This is a genomic window from Marmoricola sp. OAE513 (assembly GCF_040546585.1).
Lineage (GTDB): Bacteria > Actinomycetota > Actinomycetes > Propionibacteriales > Nocardioidaceae > Marmoricola.
On sequence record NZ_JBEPOC010000001.1, the window covers coordinates 637,142 to 652,995 of the forward strand.

A 15,854-nucleotide genomic window follows, 5' to 3' on the forward strand; every position below is an offset into this window, starting at 1 on the left:
CCATGGTGGGACGGATCCCGGTACTGGACGTGACGCCCGTGGTCGAGCACGGGCGCTATCCCGCCAAGTCCGTGGTCGGTGAGTCGTTCCCCGTCACCGCCCTGGTCTTCCGCGAGGGGCACGACCTGCTCGGCGCCGACGTCGTGCTGACCGATCCCGCCGGGGTGCGGCGGGCACCGGTGCGGCTCACGCCGGTCGCCGGGGACGTCGACCGCTGGGGCGCGGAGGTGAGCGCGGACCAGGTCGGCGCGTGGTCCTTCACGATCCAGTCCTGGAGCGACCCGTTGTCGACCTGGCTGCACGACGCCGGCATCAAGATCCGCGCCGAGGTCGACGTCGAGCTGATGTTCGCCGAGGGAGCCGCCCTGCTCGAGCGCTGGGCCCGGGAGGTCGAGGCGCCGAAGGCCGCCCGTACGGTCGCGGCCGACACCCTCAGGGCACTGACCGACACGAGCCGTCCCGTCGAGGCCCGGCTGGCCGCTGCGGAGAGTCCGGCGGTCGACGAGCTGTTCACGGCGTACCCGCTCCGCGACCTGCTGACCTCCGAGGGCCCCTACCCGCTCTTCGTGTCCCGCGAACGCGCGCTGAACAGCGCTTGGTACGAGTTCTTCCCGCGCTCAGAGGGGGCCACCGAGGCAGCCGACGGGACCCGCACCAGTGGCACGTTCAAGACGGCGATCCACCGCCTCGAGGCGGTCGCGGCGATGGGCTTCGACGTGCTCTACCTGCCCCCGATCCACCCGATCGGCGAGGTCAACCGCAAGGGCCGCAACAACACCCTGACGCCCGGGCCGACCGACGTCGGCTCGCCCTGGGCGATCGGCTCCAAGGCCGGCGGGCACGACAAGATCCACCCCGACCTCGGGACGCTCAAGGACTTCGACGCCTTCGTGAAGAAGGCGGGCTCGCTCGGCCTCGAGGTCGCGCTGGACCTCGCGCTCCAGGCTGCTCCCGACCACCCCTGGGTCAAGAAGCACCAGGAGTGGTTCACCACCCGCGTCGACGGATCGATCGCGTACGCCGAGAACCCGCCGAAGAAGTACCAGGACATCTACCCGATCAACTTCGACAACGACCCCGAGGGCATCTACGCCGAGGTGCTCCGCGTCGTCCGGCACTGGATGAAGCACGGCGTCCGGATCTTCCGCGTCGACAACCCGCACACGAAGCCGCTCGCGTTCTGGGAGCGCCTGCTCGGAGAGCTGCGCGAGACCGACCCGGACGTGCTGTTCCTCGCCGAGGCGTTCACGAAGCCACCGATGATGCAGGCGCTGGCCAAGATCGGCTTCCACCAGAGCTACACCTACTTCACCTGGCGCAACCACAAGGCCGAGATCGAGGACTACCTGCGCGAGGTGTCCGCCACGTCGGCGCACTACTTCCGACCGAACTTCTGGCCCAACACCCCCGACATCCTGCACGAGTACCTGCAGCACGGCGGGCCGGCCGCGTTCCGGATCCGGGCCACGCTCGCCGCCACCGGCTCCCCCAGCTGGGGCGTGTACGCCGGGTTCGAGCTGTGCGAGCGGATGGCGGTCCGGCCCGGGAGCGAGGAGTACCTGGACTCGGAGAAGTACGAGATCAAGGTGCGCGACTGGGCGGGCGCCGAGGCCGAGGGGCGGTCGTTGGCCCCTTACCTGACCCGGCTCAACGAGCTGCGCCGTCACCATCGGGCGCTGCAGCGGCTGCGTGGCCTGACCGTGCACCGCAGCGACAACGAGAACGTCTTGGTCTTCAGCCGGACCGTCCCGGCCGGCTCGGCGACCGCGAGCGACAGCGTGATCGTGGTGCTGACGCTCGACCCGCACTCCCCGCAGGAGACGATGGTGCACCTCGACCTCGCCGCCCTGGGTGTCCCGGACGACGCCGTCGTCGAGGTGCACGACGAGCTCACCGGCCAGACCTGGTCGTGGGGCACCGACAACTACGTCCGCCTCGACCCGTCCGTCGAGGTGGCCCACATCCTGACCGTGAGGACCGCGTGACCGAACCCGCCATCCATGCCACTGCTACCGCCAGCGCGACCGTTCTCGGCGACGAGCCGGAGTGGTTCAAGACAGCCGTCTTCTACGAGGTGCTGGTGCGCTCGTTCAAGGACTCCGACGGTGACGGCGTCGGCGACTTCCGCGGGCTGACGGAGAAGCTCGACTACTTGCAGTGGCTCGGTGTCGACTGCCTGTGGGTCCCGCCGTTCTTCACCTCCCCGCTGCGCGACGGCGGGTACGACGTCGCCGACTACACCAACATCCTCCCCGAGTGCGGCACCGTCGAGGACTTCCACGCGTTCCTCGACGCCGCGCACGCCCGCGGCATCCGCGTGATCATCGACTTCGTCATGAACCACACCTCGGACGCGCACCCGTGGTTCCAGGCGAGCCGGTCGGACCCGGACGGCGAGTTCGGCGACTTCTACGTCTGGTCCGACACCGACCAGCTCTACGAGGACGCACGGATCATCTTCGTCGACACCGAACCGTCGAACTGGACCTGGGACCCGGTCCGCGGCCAGTACTTCTGGCACCGGTTCTTCTCCCACCAGCCCGACCTGAACTTCGACAACCCGAAGGTCCTGCAGGCGATGCTCGACGCGATGGCGTTCTGGCTCGACATGGGCCTCGACGGGTTCCGCCTCGACGCCGTGCCGTACCTCTTCGAGCGTCCCGGGACCAACGGCGAGAACCTGCCCGAGACGCACGAGGCGCTCAAGCAGGTCCGGCGCTTCGTCGACGAGAACTACCCGGGCACGGTGCTGCTGTGCGAGGCCAATCAGTGGCCGAGCGACGTTGTCGAGTACTTCGGGGACCCAGAGGTGGGTGGCGACGAGTGCCACATGGCGTTCCACTTCCCGGTGATGCCCCGCATCTTCATGGCGGTGCGACGCGAGTCCCGGTTCCCGATCTCCGAGATCATGGAGCAGACGCCCGCCATCCCGGCCAACTGCCAGTGGGGCATCTTCCTGCGCAACCACGACGAGCTCACCCTCGAGATGGTGACCGACGAGGACCGCGACTACATGTGGTCGGAGTACGCCCAGGACCCGCGGATGAAGGCGAACATCGGCATCCGTCGCCGGCTCGCGCCGCTGCTGGACAACGACACCAACCGGATGGAGCTGTTCACGGCTCTCCTGCTCTCCCTGCCCGGGTCCCCCGTCCTGTACTACGGGGACGAGATCGGGATGGGCGACAACATCTGGCTCGGTGACCGTGACGGCGTACGCACCCCGATGCAGTGGTCCTCGGACCGCAACGGCGGGTTCTCCTCGGCCACGCCGGGCAAGCTGCACCTGCCCGCGGTTCAAGATCCCGTTTACGGGTACCAGTCGGTCAACGTGGAAGCCGAACTCGACAACTCCTCCTCGCTTCTGCACTGGACGCGGAAGATGATCCACACCCGCAAGCAGCACCCCAGCTTCGGGCTGGGCGACTTCAGCGACCTGGGCGGCACCAATCCCTCGGTGCTCTCCTACGTGCGGGAGCACGCCTGGGTCGACGAGGACGGTCTGTCGCACCGCGACACGGTCCTCTGCGTGAACAACTTGTCCCGCTTCCCCCAACCGGTCGAGCTCGACCTGCGCCGGTGGGAGGGCGTGACGCCCGTCGAGCTCCTCGGCGGGGTCCGATTCCCCCAGGTCGGGGAGCTCCCCTACCTGCTGACCCTCGGCGGGTACGGCTTCTACTGGATCCGCCTCCCGGAGGTTGCCGATGACGCCTGACCAGATCGCCGCCTACATCGCCGACGCCCGCTGGTTCGGCGGGAAGGGGCGCGCCTTCGAGGTCACCGCGGTGACCGAGCTGGTGCTCGCCCCGGGCGTCAGCACGAACCTGGTCCGGCTGTCCTACGCCGATGGTGGCACCGACCTCTACCAGATCCCGCTGTCGTCGTACGACGAGCCGCAGGAGCGGTTGGCGCACGCCGCCATCGGGATCTGGGACGACCGCCACCACTACGACGCCGTCCACGACCGCGACGCCATGCAGGTCTGGCTGGAGGCCTTCGCCGGCGCTCCCAGCGACGAGCTCGACGAGCACGTCTCGTTCACCCGTACCTCCGAGCACGAGCTCGACCGGGAGACCCACTCGACGCCGTTGTCGGGCGAGCAGTCGAACTCCTCGCTCGCGTTCGGTGACGACGCCCTGCTCAAGGTCTTCCGGCGGCTCGAACCCGGCACCAACCCGGACATCGAGATCCACGAGGTGCTCACCGCGGCGGAGAGCACCCACATCGCCGCCCTCCACGGGCACGTCGTCGCCGACGTGCCCGACCTCGGTCGGATCGACCTCGCGATGCTGCAGCAGTTCTTGCGCACCGCCAGCGACGGCTGGGAGCTCGCCCTGGCCAGCGTCCGCAACCTGGTCATGGAGACCGACCTGCTGCCCGAGGAGTCCGGCGGCGACTTCGCCGCCGAGGCCCACCGGCTCGGCGCCGGACTGGCCGAGATCCACGACGTCCTCCAGGATTCGTTCGGCACCGGCACCGCTGACGGCGCCTACCTCGCGGACCAGATGCAGACCCGGCTCGACGAGGCCGCGCAGGTCGTTCCCGAGCTCGGGGAGATGCGCTTCGCGTTGACCTCGAGCTTCGACGCGATCCGTGCCCTCGGCGCTCTCGACGTGCAACGGATCCACGGGGACCTCCACCTCGGCCAGACCCTGCGCACCTCGCTCGGCTGGAAGTTCGTCGACTTCGAGGGCGAGCCCGCCAAGAGCCTGGAGGAGCGGCGGCTCCCTGACTCGACGTGGCGCGACGTCGCCGGCATGGTCCGGTCCTTCGACTACGCCGCATCCACCGTCAGCCGCGACCTCGGCGGAGCCCAGGAGGAGGCTGCCGAGATCACGCACCGCGCCGAGTCCTGGACCGCGCACACGACAGCCGCCTTCCTCGCCGGGTACGCCGAGCAGCGCGGCGAGCCGATGAGCGACGCCGAGGGGGCGCTGCTGCGCGCGTACATCGCGGACAAGGCGATCTACGAGGCGGTCTACGAGACGCGCAACCGACCGAGCTGGGTCGGCATCCCGCTGCTGGCGCTCAGCGGCATCGTCGGGAGCGCAGCATGACCGCGCCGAAGAGCACGCCCGCACAGGCGCCCGAGCTGGGCGACCTGGACCTGTACCTGATCGGCGAGGGCCGTCACCACCGCCTCTGGGAGGCGCTCGGCGCGCACCCGTACGACGGCGGCACCCGGTTCGCGGTGTGGGCGCCGAACGCCCGCGAGGTCCGCCTCGTCGGCGACTTCAACGGCTGGGACCGGGCCACGATGCCGATGGCCCGGCGCGACGGCTCCGGGATCTGGGAGCTCGACGTCACCGGCGCCCGGCCAGGGGCCCGCTACAAGTACGTCGTCGCCGGTGCCGACGGCGTCTGGACCGACCGCGCCGACCCGATGGCCGTGCACACGGCTGTCCCGCCCGAGACGCACTCGGTCATCTACTCCTCCCGGCACACCTGGTCCGACGACGCCTGGATGAAGGCGCGCACTGACCGTCCGGACCAGGCTCCGATGTCGGTCTACGAGGTGCACCTCGGGTCCTGGCGCAAGGGCCTGTCCTACGACGACCTCGCCGAGCAGCTGACGGCGTACGTGGTGGAGACGGGGTTCACCCACGTCGAGCTGCTGCCCGTCATGGAGCACCCCTACGGCGGCTCCTGGGGCTACCAGGTGACCTCTTACTACGCCCCGACGTCCCGCTTCGGTGACCCCGACGGCCTGCGTCGGTTGATCGACCGGCTGCACCAGGCCGGCATCGGCGTGATCCTGGACTGGGTCCCGGCGCACTTCCCGAAGGACGAGTTCGCGCTGGCCCGGTTCGACGGGACGCCGCTCTACGAGGACCCGAACCCGACCCGCGGCGAGCACCCCGAGTGGGGCACGCTCGTCTTCGACTTCGGGCGTCTCGAGGTCCGCAACTTTCTGATCGCCAACGCGCTGTACTGGCTCGAGGAGTTCCACGTCGACGGTCTGCGCGTGGACGCGGTCGCCTCGATGCTCTACCTGGACTACTCCCGCCCGGACGGCCAGTGGACCCCCAACGTGCACGGAGGTCGCGAGAACCTCGAGGCCGTCGCGTTCCTGCAGGAGCTCAACGTCGCCGTCGGCGCCCAGGTGCCCGGCGCGACGGTCATCGCCGAGGAGTCCACCTCGTGGCCGGGCGTCACCGCGCGCGTCGACGCCGACGGACTCGGCTTCGGCTTCAAGTGGAACATGGGCTGGATGCACGACTCGTTGGCCTACATCTCCCAGGACCCGATGTACCGGTCGCACCACCACGACCAGCTGACCTTCAGCCTGGCCTACGCGTTCTCCGAGCAGTACGTGCTCCCGATCAGCCACGACGAGGTCGTGCACGGCAAGGGCTCCCTGCTGCGCAAGATGCCGGGCGACCGCTGGAAGCAGTTCGCCGGCGTACGGTCCTTCCTCGCCTACCAGTGGGCGCACCCGGGCAAGCAGCTGCTCTTCATGGGTAGCGAGTTCGCGCAGGACAACGAGTGGGCCGAGGCCGGCGAGCTGGACTGGTGGCTGCTCGACCAGGCCGAGCACCGCGGCGTGCTGGACCTCGTGGGTGACCTCAACCGCCGGTACGCCGGCACCCCCGCCCTCTGGACCCAGGACGCCGTCGGCCACGGGTTCACCTGGCTGGCGGCGGGCGACGCAAGCAGCAACGTGATCGCGTTCGTCCGCTGGGGCACCGGCGGCGAGGCGCTGGTCTGCATCTGCAACTTCTCCGGCCGCCCGCACGAGCAGTACCGCGTGCCGCTCCCCTTCGCCGGAGTCTGGGACGAGGTGCTCAACACCGACGCCGAGACGTACGGCGGCTCCGGCGTCGGCAACCTCGGCAGCGTCACCGCCGTTGACCAGCCGTACGGCGACCAGCCCGCGAGCGCGACGCTGCGACTGCCTCCGCTGGGAACGCTCTGGCTCGCACCGCACTAGATTTCTCTGACTTTCTTCTCAGATCCCTTGTTTCTAGGGCAAAACTGTCGGTTCGCCTCCCTAGCGTTGCTGTCATGACCTCGACGACCGATCTTGCTGCCAGTGCGGTGCTGGTCGCGGTGCAGCGGAGCAGGGCGGCGGCCAACCAGGCTGATGTCGAAGTGCTGCTCGGTGCGGTCGAGTGGTGCCGGCTCCACGAGGTCAGTGATGCGGCGGAGGCGGCGGGCTGGCGGGAGGCTCCGGTGCTCCTCGGAGGCGAAGGGTCCCCCTACGTCGCGGAGTTCTGCGTTGCTGAGTTCGGTGCCGCGATCGGCGGCACCACCGACTCGGGCCGCAGCCTGCTGGCCCAGGCTCTCGAGCTCAAGCACCGACTGCCGTTGACCTGGTCGCGGGTCCTGGACGGCACCCTGCTGGCGTGGAAGGCCCGGCGGATCGCGGAACAGACCGTCGCGCTCTCCCCTGTGGCAGCCACCTACGTCGACGCGCAGGTCGCCCCGTTCGCCCACAAGATCGGACCAGCCGCCATCGAGCGTCTGATCGACGAGGCGGTGCTGCGCTTCATGCCGGCGCTCGCCGCCGAGATCGCGGAGCAGGCAGCCGAGGGGCGCCACGTCGAGGTGATCCACGACCACCGCACCGGTTCGGGGATGTCCTCAATCCTAGCCACCGTCGACACCGCCGACGCGCTCGACCTCGACAACGCCCTCAGCATCGGCGCTGAAGCGATCAAGGCTGGTGGGTCCGAGGACAGCCTCAACGTCCGTCGGGCCCAGGCGCTTGGAGAACTCGCCCGCGGCCAACAGGCGCTCGTCCTGGCCGCGGACGGCGAACCAGTCGCGCCCGCTTGCCCTCGCGACATGACCCTCTACGTCCACCTCCGGCCCGAGGAAGCCCTGGTCCACCTGGAGAACGCCGGCTGCCAGGTCCTGACCAAGGACCAGCTCACCCGATGGATCAACACCGGCGACGCCAAGGTCGTCATCAAGCCGGTCATCGACCTCAACCAGACCCACAGCACCACCGCCTACACGATCCCCGACAGGATCCGCGAACAGGTGATCCTGCGCGACCGGACCTGCATCTTCCCGCACTGCAACCGGTCCGCCAGACGCTGCGACCTCGACCACATCGAGCCCTACGACCAGGGCGGGACCACCTCCACCGGAAACCTCGCACCGCTCTGCCGACGACATCACCGCTACAAGACCCACGGCCGCTGGAGCTACACGATGGTCGAACCAGGCGTCTACCTGTGGAGATCACCACTGGGCCGGACCTACCTCCGCGACCGCCACGGCACCGAAGACCTCACGCCCAAAACCGTCGACCCACCAGACACCCCACCCGACGACTAGCCCGAACCGGACACCCCCCCCAGGTGCCCGGCCACCGGTGCGTGCCGGCGGCCGACCTTCGAGACAATCGCCTAACTGGCGATCCCTTGGGCGACGTGCCATCGCCACAGTTTCTCCAGATCGTCGACCCACGCTCCAGGCGCTCCCTCGTGCACGACGTGAACCCGTGAACGCGTCTCGGCGTCGACCTGCCCGGACTTGGTGATCGTCAGGGTGACGACTCCCTCCTGATCGAGCAACAGCGGCAGCACGTCGATCGTGCCGTCCCCTGGGAGGACCCAGTTCCAGCGCTTCACGATGCGACGAGGCTTGTCGGCCGCGACCAGGCTGGTTCGAACCCAGCCCGCCACCTCGTACGTCGTCGGGTCGCCGGGAATGGTGGCATCGCTGTAGTCGAACTCGGAGTCATCTCCCATTCCTCCCGTGCACGGCGGCCAACCGTGGACGTAGCGCAACGCGTTGAACACCTTCGTAGGGGTTCCAGGCACTTCGAGCTCGAACTCGATCCTGCCGGCCCCGCCTGGGATCTCACGACTGCCCGGCTCGCCGCGCACGTCCCGAATGATCGCCCACGCTGCCGCGAGCCCTGCTTCCTCCTCCGGAAGAACGTCGATCAGCGGTGGCGAGACAATCTCCCGGGCGTGCTGGCTGGTCTCGCGAAACGAAACGACGGGGTCGCCCCCTCGATCGCGAACCCGTGGTGGTCAGACCCGAGCTCGCATGACATCTCTCGCAGCACCATGCCGGCGAATATAGGCTCCGACTAGGCTGACCGCGTGTCCGCTGAACTCACTCCCGTCTCCCCCGGGGTCGTCCGCCTGAGCTGGAGTGCCGAGCTCCAGGCCCAGGGCCTCGGACCGTCGGTCGAGGCCGTGCGCGTGGCGCTGGTCGACGGGTTCACCTCGGGCAACCACCGCATCGAGACGCACGTCGACCCCGAGGACGAGGACGCCCAGCGGATCGCGACCTTCTCCGGCCTGATGCGCGAGGGCGTGGCCCGCAGCGTCGTCGACGGTGCTGACCGGATCGTCTACGCCCGTCTGGCCGACGACACCCCGGTCGACGACCCGGCCGGCTTCCGACGCCTTCTGAACTCGTTCCTGCCGCGCAAGCGGGCGATCAGCCAGATGCTCATCCGCGCCTCGGGCGACCGGGTGCTGCTGTGCCAGCTCACCTACAAGAAGGACTGGGACCTGCCCGGCGGCGTCGTCGAGGTCGGTGAGTCCCCGATGCTCGCCGTCGGTCGCGAGGTCGAGGAGGAGCTCGCGCTCACCATCCCCCCGGGTCGCCTGGTGCTCACCGACTGGTTGCCCGCCTGGGGCGGCTGGGACGACGCTGTCTGCCTGGTCTTCGACGGCGGCGTGCACGAGGACACGATCGTCGAGCAGATCGTCCGCCAGAAGCGCGAGATCAGGTCAGCGAAGTTCTGCACGATCGAGGAGGTTCACGAGCTCTGCGCCGACTTCACCGCGCGCCGCGTTGTCTCCGCGATGATCAACGTCTCCGACTCCCCCGGTGCGCCGTACACCGAGAGCGGTCGCTCCTGAGCGAGCCGCCGAGGCTCTCGTCGTCACCAGCACACCGACCAGCACGACGAGCCCACCGACCAGCTCAGCCGCGTTGGGGACCTGGTCCAGCAGCACCCAGGCGCTGACCATCGCGACGGGCGGGGCGATCAGCACGAACGGCACGACCGAGTGCGCCGGGTACTGGGCGAGCAGCCCGTTGAAGATCGAGTAGCCGACCAGCGAGGCCAGCCCGGCGGTGTAGAGCGTGGACAGGACCGCGTGGGCGCTCAGCCCCGTCAGCGCACTACCGACCGTGGACGGGCCGTCCACGACCAGGCTCACCAGCGCCAGCGGGACCGGCACGACCAGCGATGACCAGACCGCCATCGAGAGGCCGGACTTCACGCCCGAGCGCCGCGACACCACGTTCCCGAAGCCCCAGCTCAGCGCACCGGCCAAGCAGAGCAGCAACGCGAACGCCGGGATGTGACCACCGCGGCCGACACCGACGACGACCAAGCCCGCCGCGCCGACCAGCACGCCGAGCAGCTGGCGCGAGGACGGGCGCTCTCCGATCCAGACAGCGGCGATCAGCACGGTGAACAGCACCTGGGCCTGGAGTACGAGCGCGGCGAGCCCGGGAGGCATGCCCGCATCCATCGACGAGTACAGGAGCCCGAACTGACCCAACGACATGAACAGCCCGACACCGAGGATCGTGTGCCACGGTGCGTCCGGCTTCGGGACGAAGAAGACGGCAGGAACGATGACGGCCGCGAAGCGCAGCGCCACGAACAGCAGCGGCGGCATGCCGTCGTCCATCCCCCACGCGATCACCACGAAGTTGAAGCCCCAGATGGTCGCGACCAGGACGGCGAGGGCGGCGTGACGAGGTCTCATGGGTTCCAGTCTGGGCGCCAGATCGATGAAGCACCAGCGAATACAAATCGATGGTTTCATGTAATCTCACTTCATGATTGATCTGAGCACCCTACGCGCGCTCGAGGCCGTCGACCAGTTCGGGTCCGTGGTCGCCGCCGCCGACGAGCTCGGCTTCACCCCCTCGGCGATCTCCCAGCAGATCAAGCGTCTCGAGCGGCAGACGGGCGTCGAGCTGCTCGAGCGCGTCGGTCGCGGCGTGGTGCTCAGCGGCCCCGGACGACTCCTCGTCGCTGAGGGCGCCGTCATCGCCGCACAGCTCGAACGACTGGAGAGCGACCTGCACGCGCACGCCGGGGAGGCGGTCGGCGAGTTCGACCTGCTCGGGTTCTCCACCGCCATGCGCGGCCTGATCGGCCCGGTCGTCGCCGACCTGACGACCAAGCACCCGGACCTGCGAATCCAGCTCACCGAGCTCGAGCCGTGGGATGCCGTCGAACGGGTGGCCACCGGCCAGGGCGACGTCGCACTCGTGCACCGCTGGGGCGACGTGGTGCTGCAGATCCCGGACCACCTCGAACGCCGGGTGGTGCACCACGACGAGGCCGAGGTGATCCTGCCCGCAGGCCACCGCCTGATCGGGCGCAAACACGTCACGCCCGCTGACCTGGTCGAGGAACGGTGGATCGCCACCCCCGAAGGCACCATCTGCCGGCAGTGGCTGTCCCGCATGTACGCCGGCACCGGAGGCCTCCCGCGGATCGAGCACGTCTCGATGGAGTTCGAGTCGCACCTCGCCCTGGTCGCCGCCGGACTCGGGATCGCGCTGATCCCGCGTCTCGGCCGCGGCCCATTGCCCGAGGGCACGAGCGCGGTCCGGGTGCGCGAGCCCGTGCCGTCGCGGCAGACCATCGCGATCTGGCGCCGCAGCCAGGACTCCTCCCCCGCCGTACGGGCGGTCGTGGAGGCGCTGGTCGCGGCGGGTCAGGTGAGCGTGAAGGTCCGCCCCTAGGACACCTTCAGCACGTACCCGCGCTTGATCACGGTCTTCACCAGCGGGTGCGGGGCCAGCGCCTCCCGCAGCCGCGCCACCGCGACCTCGGCCGTGTGCGGGTCCGCGGACTCCCCCGGCAGCGCGTCGAGCAACCGGTCGCGGCTGACCACCTCGCCCGGGTGCACCGCCAGCTCGCGCAGGATCGCCAGACCGTTCGGCGAGAGCGGCAGGACGGCGTGGTCCAGCGTGGCCGCGGACGCGCGCACGTGCAGCACTCCTGACGGCGTCGAGACGCTGTGCGCCTCGTCGCCCAGGGTCAGGATGACCAGCCGGACCAGGGCACCCATCCGGGAGCGGTCGGGGTGGACCGGGTGCAGGCCGGCGTTGACCAGCGGATCAGCGGTCACCGGCCCGACCGCGGCGATCAGCAACCGGTCGGCGAGCACGAGATCGCGGACGACCTGGGTGATGCCCTGACGCTCGAGCTCCGCGATCCAAGCGATCGCTGCCGGCGCGCTGGTGAACATCACCGCGTCGTACGACGCAGCCGCCACCTGCAACGCGGTCTCGCTGACCGCCTCGGGATCGCCAGGTGGCCCCCAGCGGTAGACCTCCAACGGCACGATGGACGCTCCCCCGCCGGTCAGCATCGTCTCGAGGTGCGGGTCGCCGGCCCCGTGGTGCTGGACCGCGATCCGGGTGCCGTCGACGCCCTCGGCGAGCAGGAACTCCACGATCTCGGCCGACGTCTCCGACTCCGCGACCCAGTCCGCCTTGAGGCCGACCGCCTGGAGGGCGCCGCGCGCCTTCGGGCCGCGGGCCACCAGTCGGGTGTTCTCCAGGTTGGCGACCAGGTCGTCGTACAGACCTGCGGCCTCGGCGGTGTCCATCCAGCCGCGGAACCCGATGCCGGTCGTGACCACCAGGGTGTCGACCGGCGTCGCGAGGATCTCCCGGGTACGGCGCAGCAGCTCGGGTTCGTCGATGTGCGGGACCACCCCGAGCGCCGGTGCCACCGTCACCTCGGCGCCGCGCCTGCTCAGCGCGGCCGCCAGCTCGTCGGAGCGGCGCTGGGCCGTGACGAGGATGCGGGTTCCGGCGAGGACCGGGGTGAGTTCGGTCATGGGGTCACTGTTCCTTAGGTGCTCACGAGGTCGGCCGTCGGGGCGGGGTGCGCGACGGGCAGCGGGACGGCCAACGGGACCGGGTGGACGTAGACCACGCCGCCGGCGATCCAGGTCCGGTAGACCGGGAGCGAGCGCGACGGATCGGTCAGGCACTCCCCGGTGGCGAGGACGAAGACGTGCTTGTACATCGGCGACGCCACGGTGTCGCGCTGGTCCGCGCCGCGACCGACCGAACCGACGATGCCGCGCGCGATCACGTTGGCGTCCGCGAACGGGTCGCGGTGCCCGACGGCGTAGACGAAGTCGGCCGCCTCCCCCGCCTCGTCGGTCCCGGTCACCCGGAACAATGCGACCTGCTGGTCCTTGACCAGCACGGCGACGCCACGCTCGGGGATGAGCTGACCCTTGGTGCAGACACCGACCCACTCGCTCATGACCGCACCTCCAGCGTCGTACCGGCGATGACCACGGACTCACGTTCCTCCGGGGTCGCCGGCCTGCGCTGCCCTCGTTCGGTGACGTAGGTCAGGTCCGGGTCACCGGCCTCGGGCGCGTTGATGAAGGACACGAACTGGGACAGCTTGTCCGGGTCGGCGAGGGTCGCGGCCCACTCGTCGCGGTAGCTCTCGACGTGCGCAGCCATGGCGGCGTCCAGGTCGGCGCAGATCCCCAACGAGTCCTCCATGACGACCTCCCGGATCGCCTCGATGCCGCCCTCGTGGGCCTCGACCCACGGGGCCGTCCGCTGCAGCCGGTCGGCGGTGCGCACGTAGTACATGAGGAACCGGTCGATGGTGCGGACCAGGGTCTCGGTGTCGAGGTCCTCGGCGAACAGCTGCGCGTGGCGCGGGGTGAAGCCACCGTTGCCGCCGACGTACACGTTCCAGCCGTTGTCGGTCGCGATCACCCCGACGTCCTTGCCGCGCGCCTCGGCGCACTCACGGGCGCAGCCCGAGACGCCGAGCTTGATCTTGTGCGGCGAGCGCAGCCCTCGGTAGCGCAGCTCCAGCTCGACGGCGAGGCCGACGCTGTCCTGGACGCCGTACCGGCACCAGGTCGAGCCGACGCAGGACTTCACCGTCCGCAGCGACTTGCCGTACGCGTGCCCGGACTCGAAGCCCGCGTCCACGAGGCGCCGCCAGATCTGCGGGAGCTGCTCGATCCGGGCACCGAACAGGTCGATCCGCTGGCCGCCGGTGATCTTCGTGTAGAGCCCGAAGTCCTCCGCCACCTGACCGATCGTGATTAGTCCAGCGGGGGTGATCTCGCCGGCGGGCACCCGCGGTACGACGGAGTAGGTGCCGTCCTTCTGCAGGTTCGCCATCACGTGGTCGTTGGTGTCCTGGAGCCGCGCGAGGTCCTTGTCCATCACGTGTCCGGTGCCCAGCGAGGACAGGATCGAGGCGACCACCGGCCGGCAGATGTCGCAGCCGCGACCGGTGCCGTGGGAGCCGATGATCTCGCTGAACGTGCGCAGGCCGGTGACCGAGATGATGTCGAAGAGCTGGGCGCGGCTGAACTCGAAGTGCTCGCAGAGCGCGTTGCTGACCGTGACACCAGTCTTCTCCAGCTCGGTGGTGACGAGCTTCTTGACCAGCGGGAGGCAGGAGCCGCAGCTGGTGCCGGCTTTCGTGCACGCCTTGACCGCACCCAGGTCGGTGCAGCCACCCGAGCAGACCGCGTCGCGGATCGTGCCCGCGGTGACGTTGTTGCACGAGCAGACGTTGGCCGCGTCCGGCAGGTCGCCGCCGACCGGAGCACCCGTACCCTGCAACAATTCAGGGGGCAGCAGCCACGCGTTCGGGTCGGACCCGAGCTCGGCACCCAGCATCGGACGCAGTGACGCGTACGCGCTCGCGTCGCCCACCAGGACACCCCCCAGCAGGGTCTTGGCGTCGTCCGACATCACGAGCTTCTTGTAGACCCCGGCGACCGGGTCCGCGTAGACGACCTCGAGGCTGCCGGGGGCCTCGGCGAACGCGTCGCCGAAGGAGGCGACGTCGACGCCGAGGAGCTTGAGCTTGGTGGAGGTGTCGGCGCCCGGGAAGGTGGCTTCCCCGCCGAGCAGCCGGTCCACGACGACCTCGGCCATCGTGTAGCCGGGACCGACGAGACCCCAGGTGCGGCCCTGGATGCAGGCGACCTCCCCGATCGCGTAGACGTCGGAGAGCCTCCCGGTCGTCGAGCTTGCCGAGACGCAGAAGTCGTCGACGACGACGCCACCGCGCTCGCCGATGACCAGCCCCGCCTCGCGGGCCAGCTCGTCGCGCGGGCGGACGCCGGTCGCGAAGACGACGACGTCGGCCTCCACCCGGCTGCCGTCCCCGAACTCCATGGCGGCGACCCGGCCGTCAGCACCGGCGTGCAGCGCCGCGCTCGCGGTCGAGGTCATCACCGCGACACCCAGCCCCTCGACGATCCGGCGCAGGGCCGCGCCGCCACCCTCGTCGACCTGGAGCGGCATCAGCCGGTCGGCGAACTCGACGACCGTCGTGGCCACACCGAGACCGTGCAGTGCGCCAGCCGCCTCGAGGCCCAGGAGGCCACCCCCGACGACCACGCCCTTGCTGCCCTCGGGGAGGCCCTGCACCCAGGCCTCCATCGTCTGGACGTCGTCGATCGTGCGGTAGACGAAGGCGCCCGGCAGGTCCGCACCGGTGACCGGCGGCACGAACGCCGACGATCCCGTCGCGAGGACGAGCGCGTCCCAGCCGCTCTCGCCGTCGTCGGTCCGCAGGGTGCGTGCAACCGGGTCGATGGCGGTCACCCCGGTGCCGAGGTGCACCGTGACGAGAGGGTCCTCGGCGAGGTCGGTCTCGCCGAGGACGAGGTCGGCGGGGCTCCTGCCCGAGAAGTACGACGTCAACGCCACCCTGTCGTACGGCGGGTGGATCTCCTCGCAGTACAGGTCGACGGCCCAGGTGCCGTCCGGGTCGCGGTCGCGCAGGGCTTCGACGAGACGGTGCGCGACCATCCCGCCACCGATCACGCTCAGCCGCTTGGAGCCGGGCGCACGGTCGTTGGAGGTAGCCAGTTCGGGGTGAGTACTGGACATGTCAG

11 protein-coding genes and 1 pseudogene are annotated in these 15,854 nt (G+C 69.8%); 7 read left to right on the forward strand and 5 right to left on the reverse strand.

Annotation, left to right across the window (positions count from 1 at the left end; genetic code table 11):
• Nucleotides 1-2: 2 nt before the first annotated feature.
• From ABIE44_RS03085 to ABIE44_RS03105, 5 genes are all read left to right on the forward strand, one after another.
• Nucleotides 3-1,985 carry an alpha-1,4-glucan--maltose-1-phosphate maltosyltransferase gene (locus ABIE44_RS03085; RefSeq protein WP_209722308.1) on the forward strand — a complete coding sequence of 661 codons (1,983 nt, stop codon included), beginning with the start codon at nucleotides 3-5 and terminating at the stop codon, nucleotides 1,983-1,985.
• Nucleotides 1,982-3,715: a maltose alpha-D-glucosyltransferase gene (gene treS / locus ABIE44_RS03090; protein ID WP_502912696.1), complete on the forward strand. Its 1,734-nt coding sequence runs from the start codon at nucleotides 1,982-1,984 to the stop codon at nucleotides 3,713-3,715. Before ABIE44_RS03085 ends, treS begins: the two co-directional genes overlap by 4 nt.
• Entirely contained in the window at nucleotides 3,705-5,057 is a 1,353-nt protein-coding gene (locus ABIE44_RS03095) for a maltokinase N-terminal cap-like domain-containing protein (RefSeq protein WP_209722305.1), read from the forward strand. Before treS ends, ABIE44_RS03095 begins: the two co-directional genes overlap by 11 nt.
• Nucleotides 5,054-6,931, forward strand: coding sequence for a 1,4-alpha-glucan branching protein GlgB (gene glgB / locus ABIE44_RS03100; RefSeq protein ID WP_209722301.1), 1,878 nt, complete (start codon nucleotides 5,054-5,056; stop codon nucleotides 6,929-6,931). The genes ABIE44_RS03095 and glgB overlap by 4 nt, the downstream gene beginning before the upstream one ends.
• A gap of 74 nt (nucleotides 6,932-7,005) precedes the next feature.
• Nucleotides 7,006-8,286: an HNH endonuclease signature motif containing protein gene (locus ABIE44_RS03105; RefSeq protein ID WP_209722298.1), complete on the forward strand. Its 1,281-nt coding sequence runs from the start codon at nucleotides 7,006-7,008 to the stop codon at nucleotides 8,284-8,286.
• Between the two features lie 71 nt (nucleotides 8,287-8,357).
• Here the strand turns inward: ABIE44_RS03105 and ABIE44_RS03110 are convergent, their stop codons facing one another.
• Nucleotides 8,358-8,840: an SRPBCC family protein gene (locus tag ABIE44_RS03110; RefSeq protein ID WP_209722295.1), complete on the reverse strand. Its 483-nt coding sequence runs from the start codon at nucleotides 8,838-8,840 to the stop codon at nucleotides 8,358-8,360.
• Between the two features lie 222 nt (nucleotides 8,841-9,062).
• On the opposite strand from ABIE44_RS03110, the gene ABIE44_RS03115 reads away from it, so the two are divergent.
• A complete protein-coding gene (locus ABIE44_RS03115) occupies nucleotides 9,063-9,833 on the forward strand; it encodes an NUDIX hydrolase (protein WP_209722292.1) in 771 nt (256 codons plus the stop codon).
• A gap of 30 nt (nucleotides 9,834-9,863) precedes the next feature.
• On the opposite strand, the pseudogene ABIE44_RS03120 reads toward ABIE44_RS03115, so the two are convergent.
• Nucleotides 9,864-10,754: pseudogene (locus ABIE44_RS03120) on the reverse strand (EamA family transporter); the annotation flags it as partial.
• A gap of 13 nt (nucleotides 10,755-10,767) precedes the next feature.
• Here ABIE44_RS03120 and ABIE44_RS03125 point away from each other — a divergent pair.
• A complete protein-coding gene (locus ABIE44_RS03125) occupies nucleotides 10,768-11,685 on the forward strand; it encodes a LysR family transcriptional regulator (RefSeq protein ID WP_209722289.1) in 918 nt (305 codons plus the stop codon).
• Here the strand turns inward: ABIE44_RS03125 and ABIE44_RS03130 are convergent.
• The 3 genes from ABIE44_RS03130 to nirB are packed head-to-tail and all read right to left on the reverse strand — an operon-like array spanning nucleotide 11,682 to nucleotide 15,849.
• Nucleotides 11,682-12,791: a uroporphyrinogen-III synthase gene (locus tag ABIE44_RS03130; RefSeq protein WP_209722286.1), complete on the reverse strand. Its 1,110-nt coding sequence runs from the start codon at nucleotides 12,789-12,791 to the stop codon at nucleotides 11,682-11,684. The genes ABIE44_RS03125 and ABIE44_RS03130 overlap by 4 nt on opposite strands.
• Nucleotides 12,792-12,805: 14 nt before the next feature.
• A complete protein-coding gene (locus ABIE44_RS03135; RefSeq protein ID WP_209722283.1) occupies nucleotides 12,806-13,228 on the reverse strand; it encodes a nitrite reductase (NAD(P)H) small subunit in 423 nt (140 codons plus the stop codon).
• On the reverse strand, nucleotides 13,225-15,849 hold the full coding sequence (nirB, locus tag ABIE44_RS03140; protein WP_209722280.1) for a nitrite reductase large subunit NirB: 2,625 nt from the start codon (nucleotides 15,847-15,849) through the stop codon (nucleotides 13,225-13,227). Before nirB ends, ABIE44_RS03135 begins: the two co-directional genes overlap by 4 nt.
• Nucleotides 15,850-15,854: the final 5 nt, after the last annotated feature.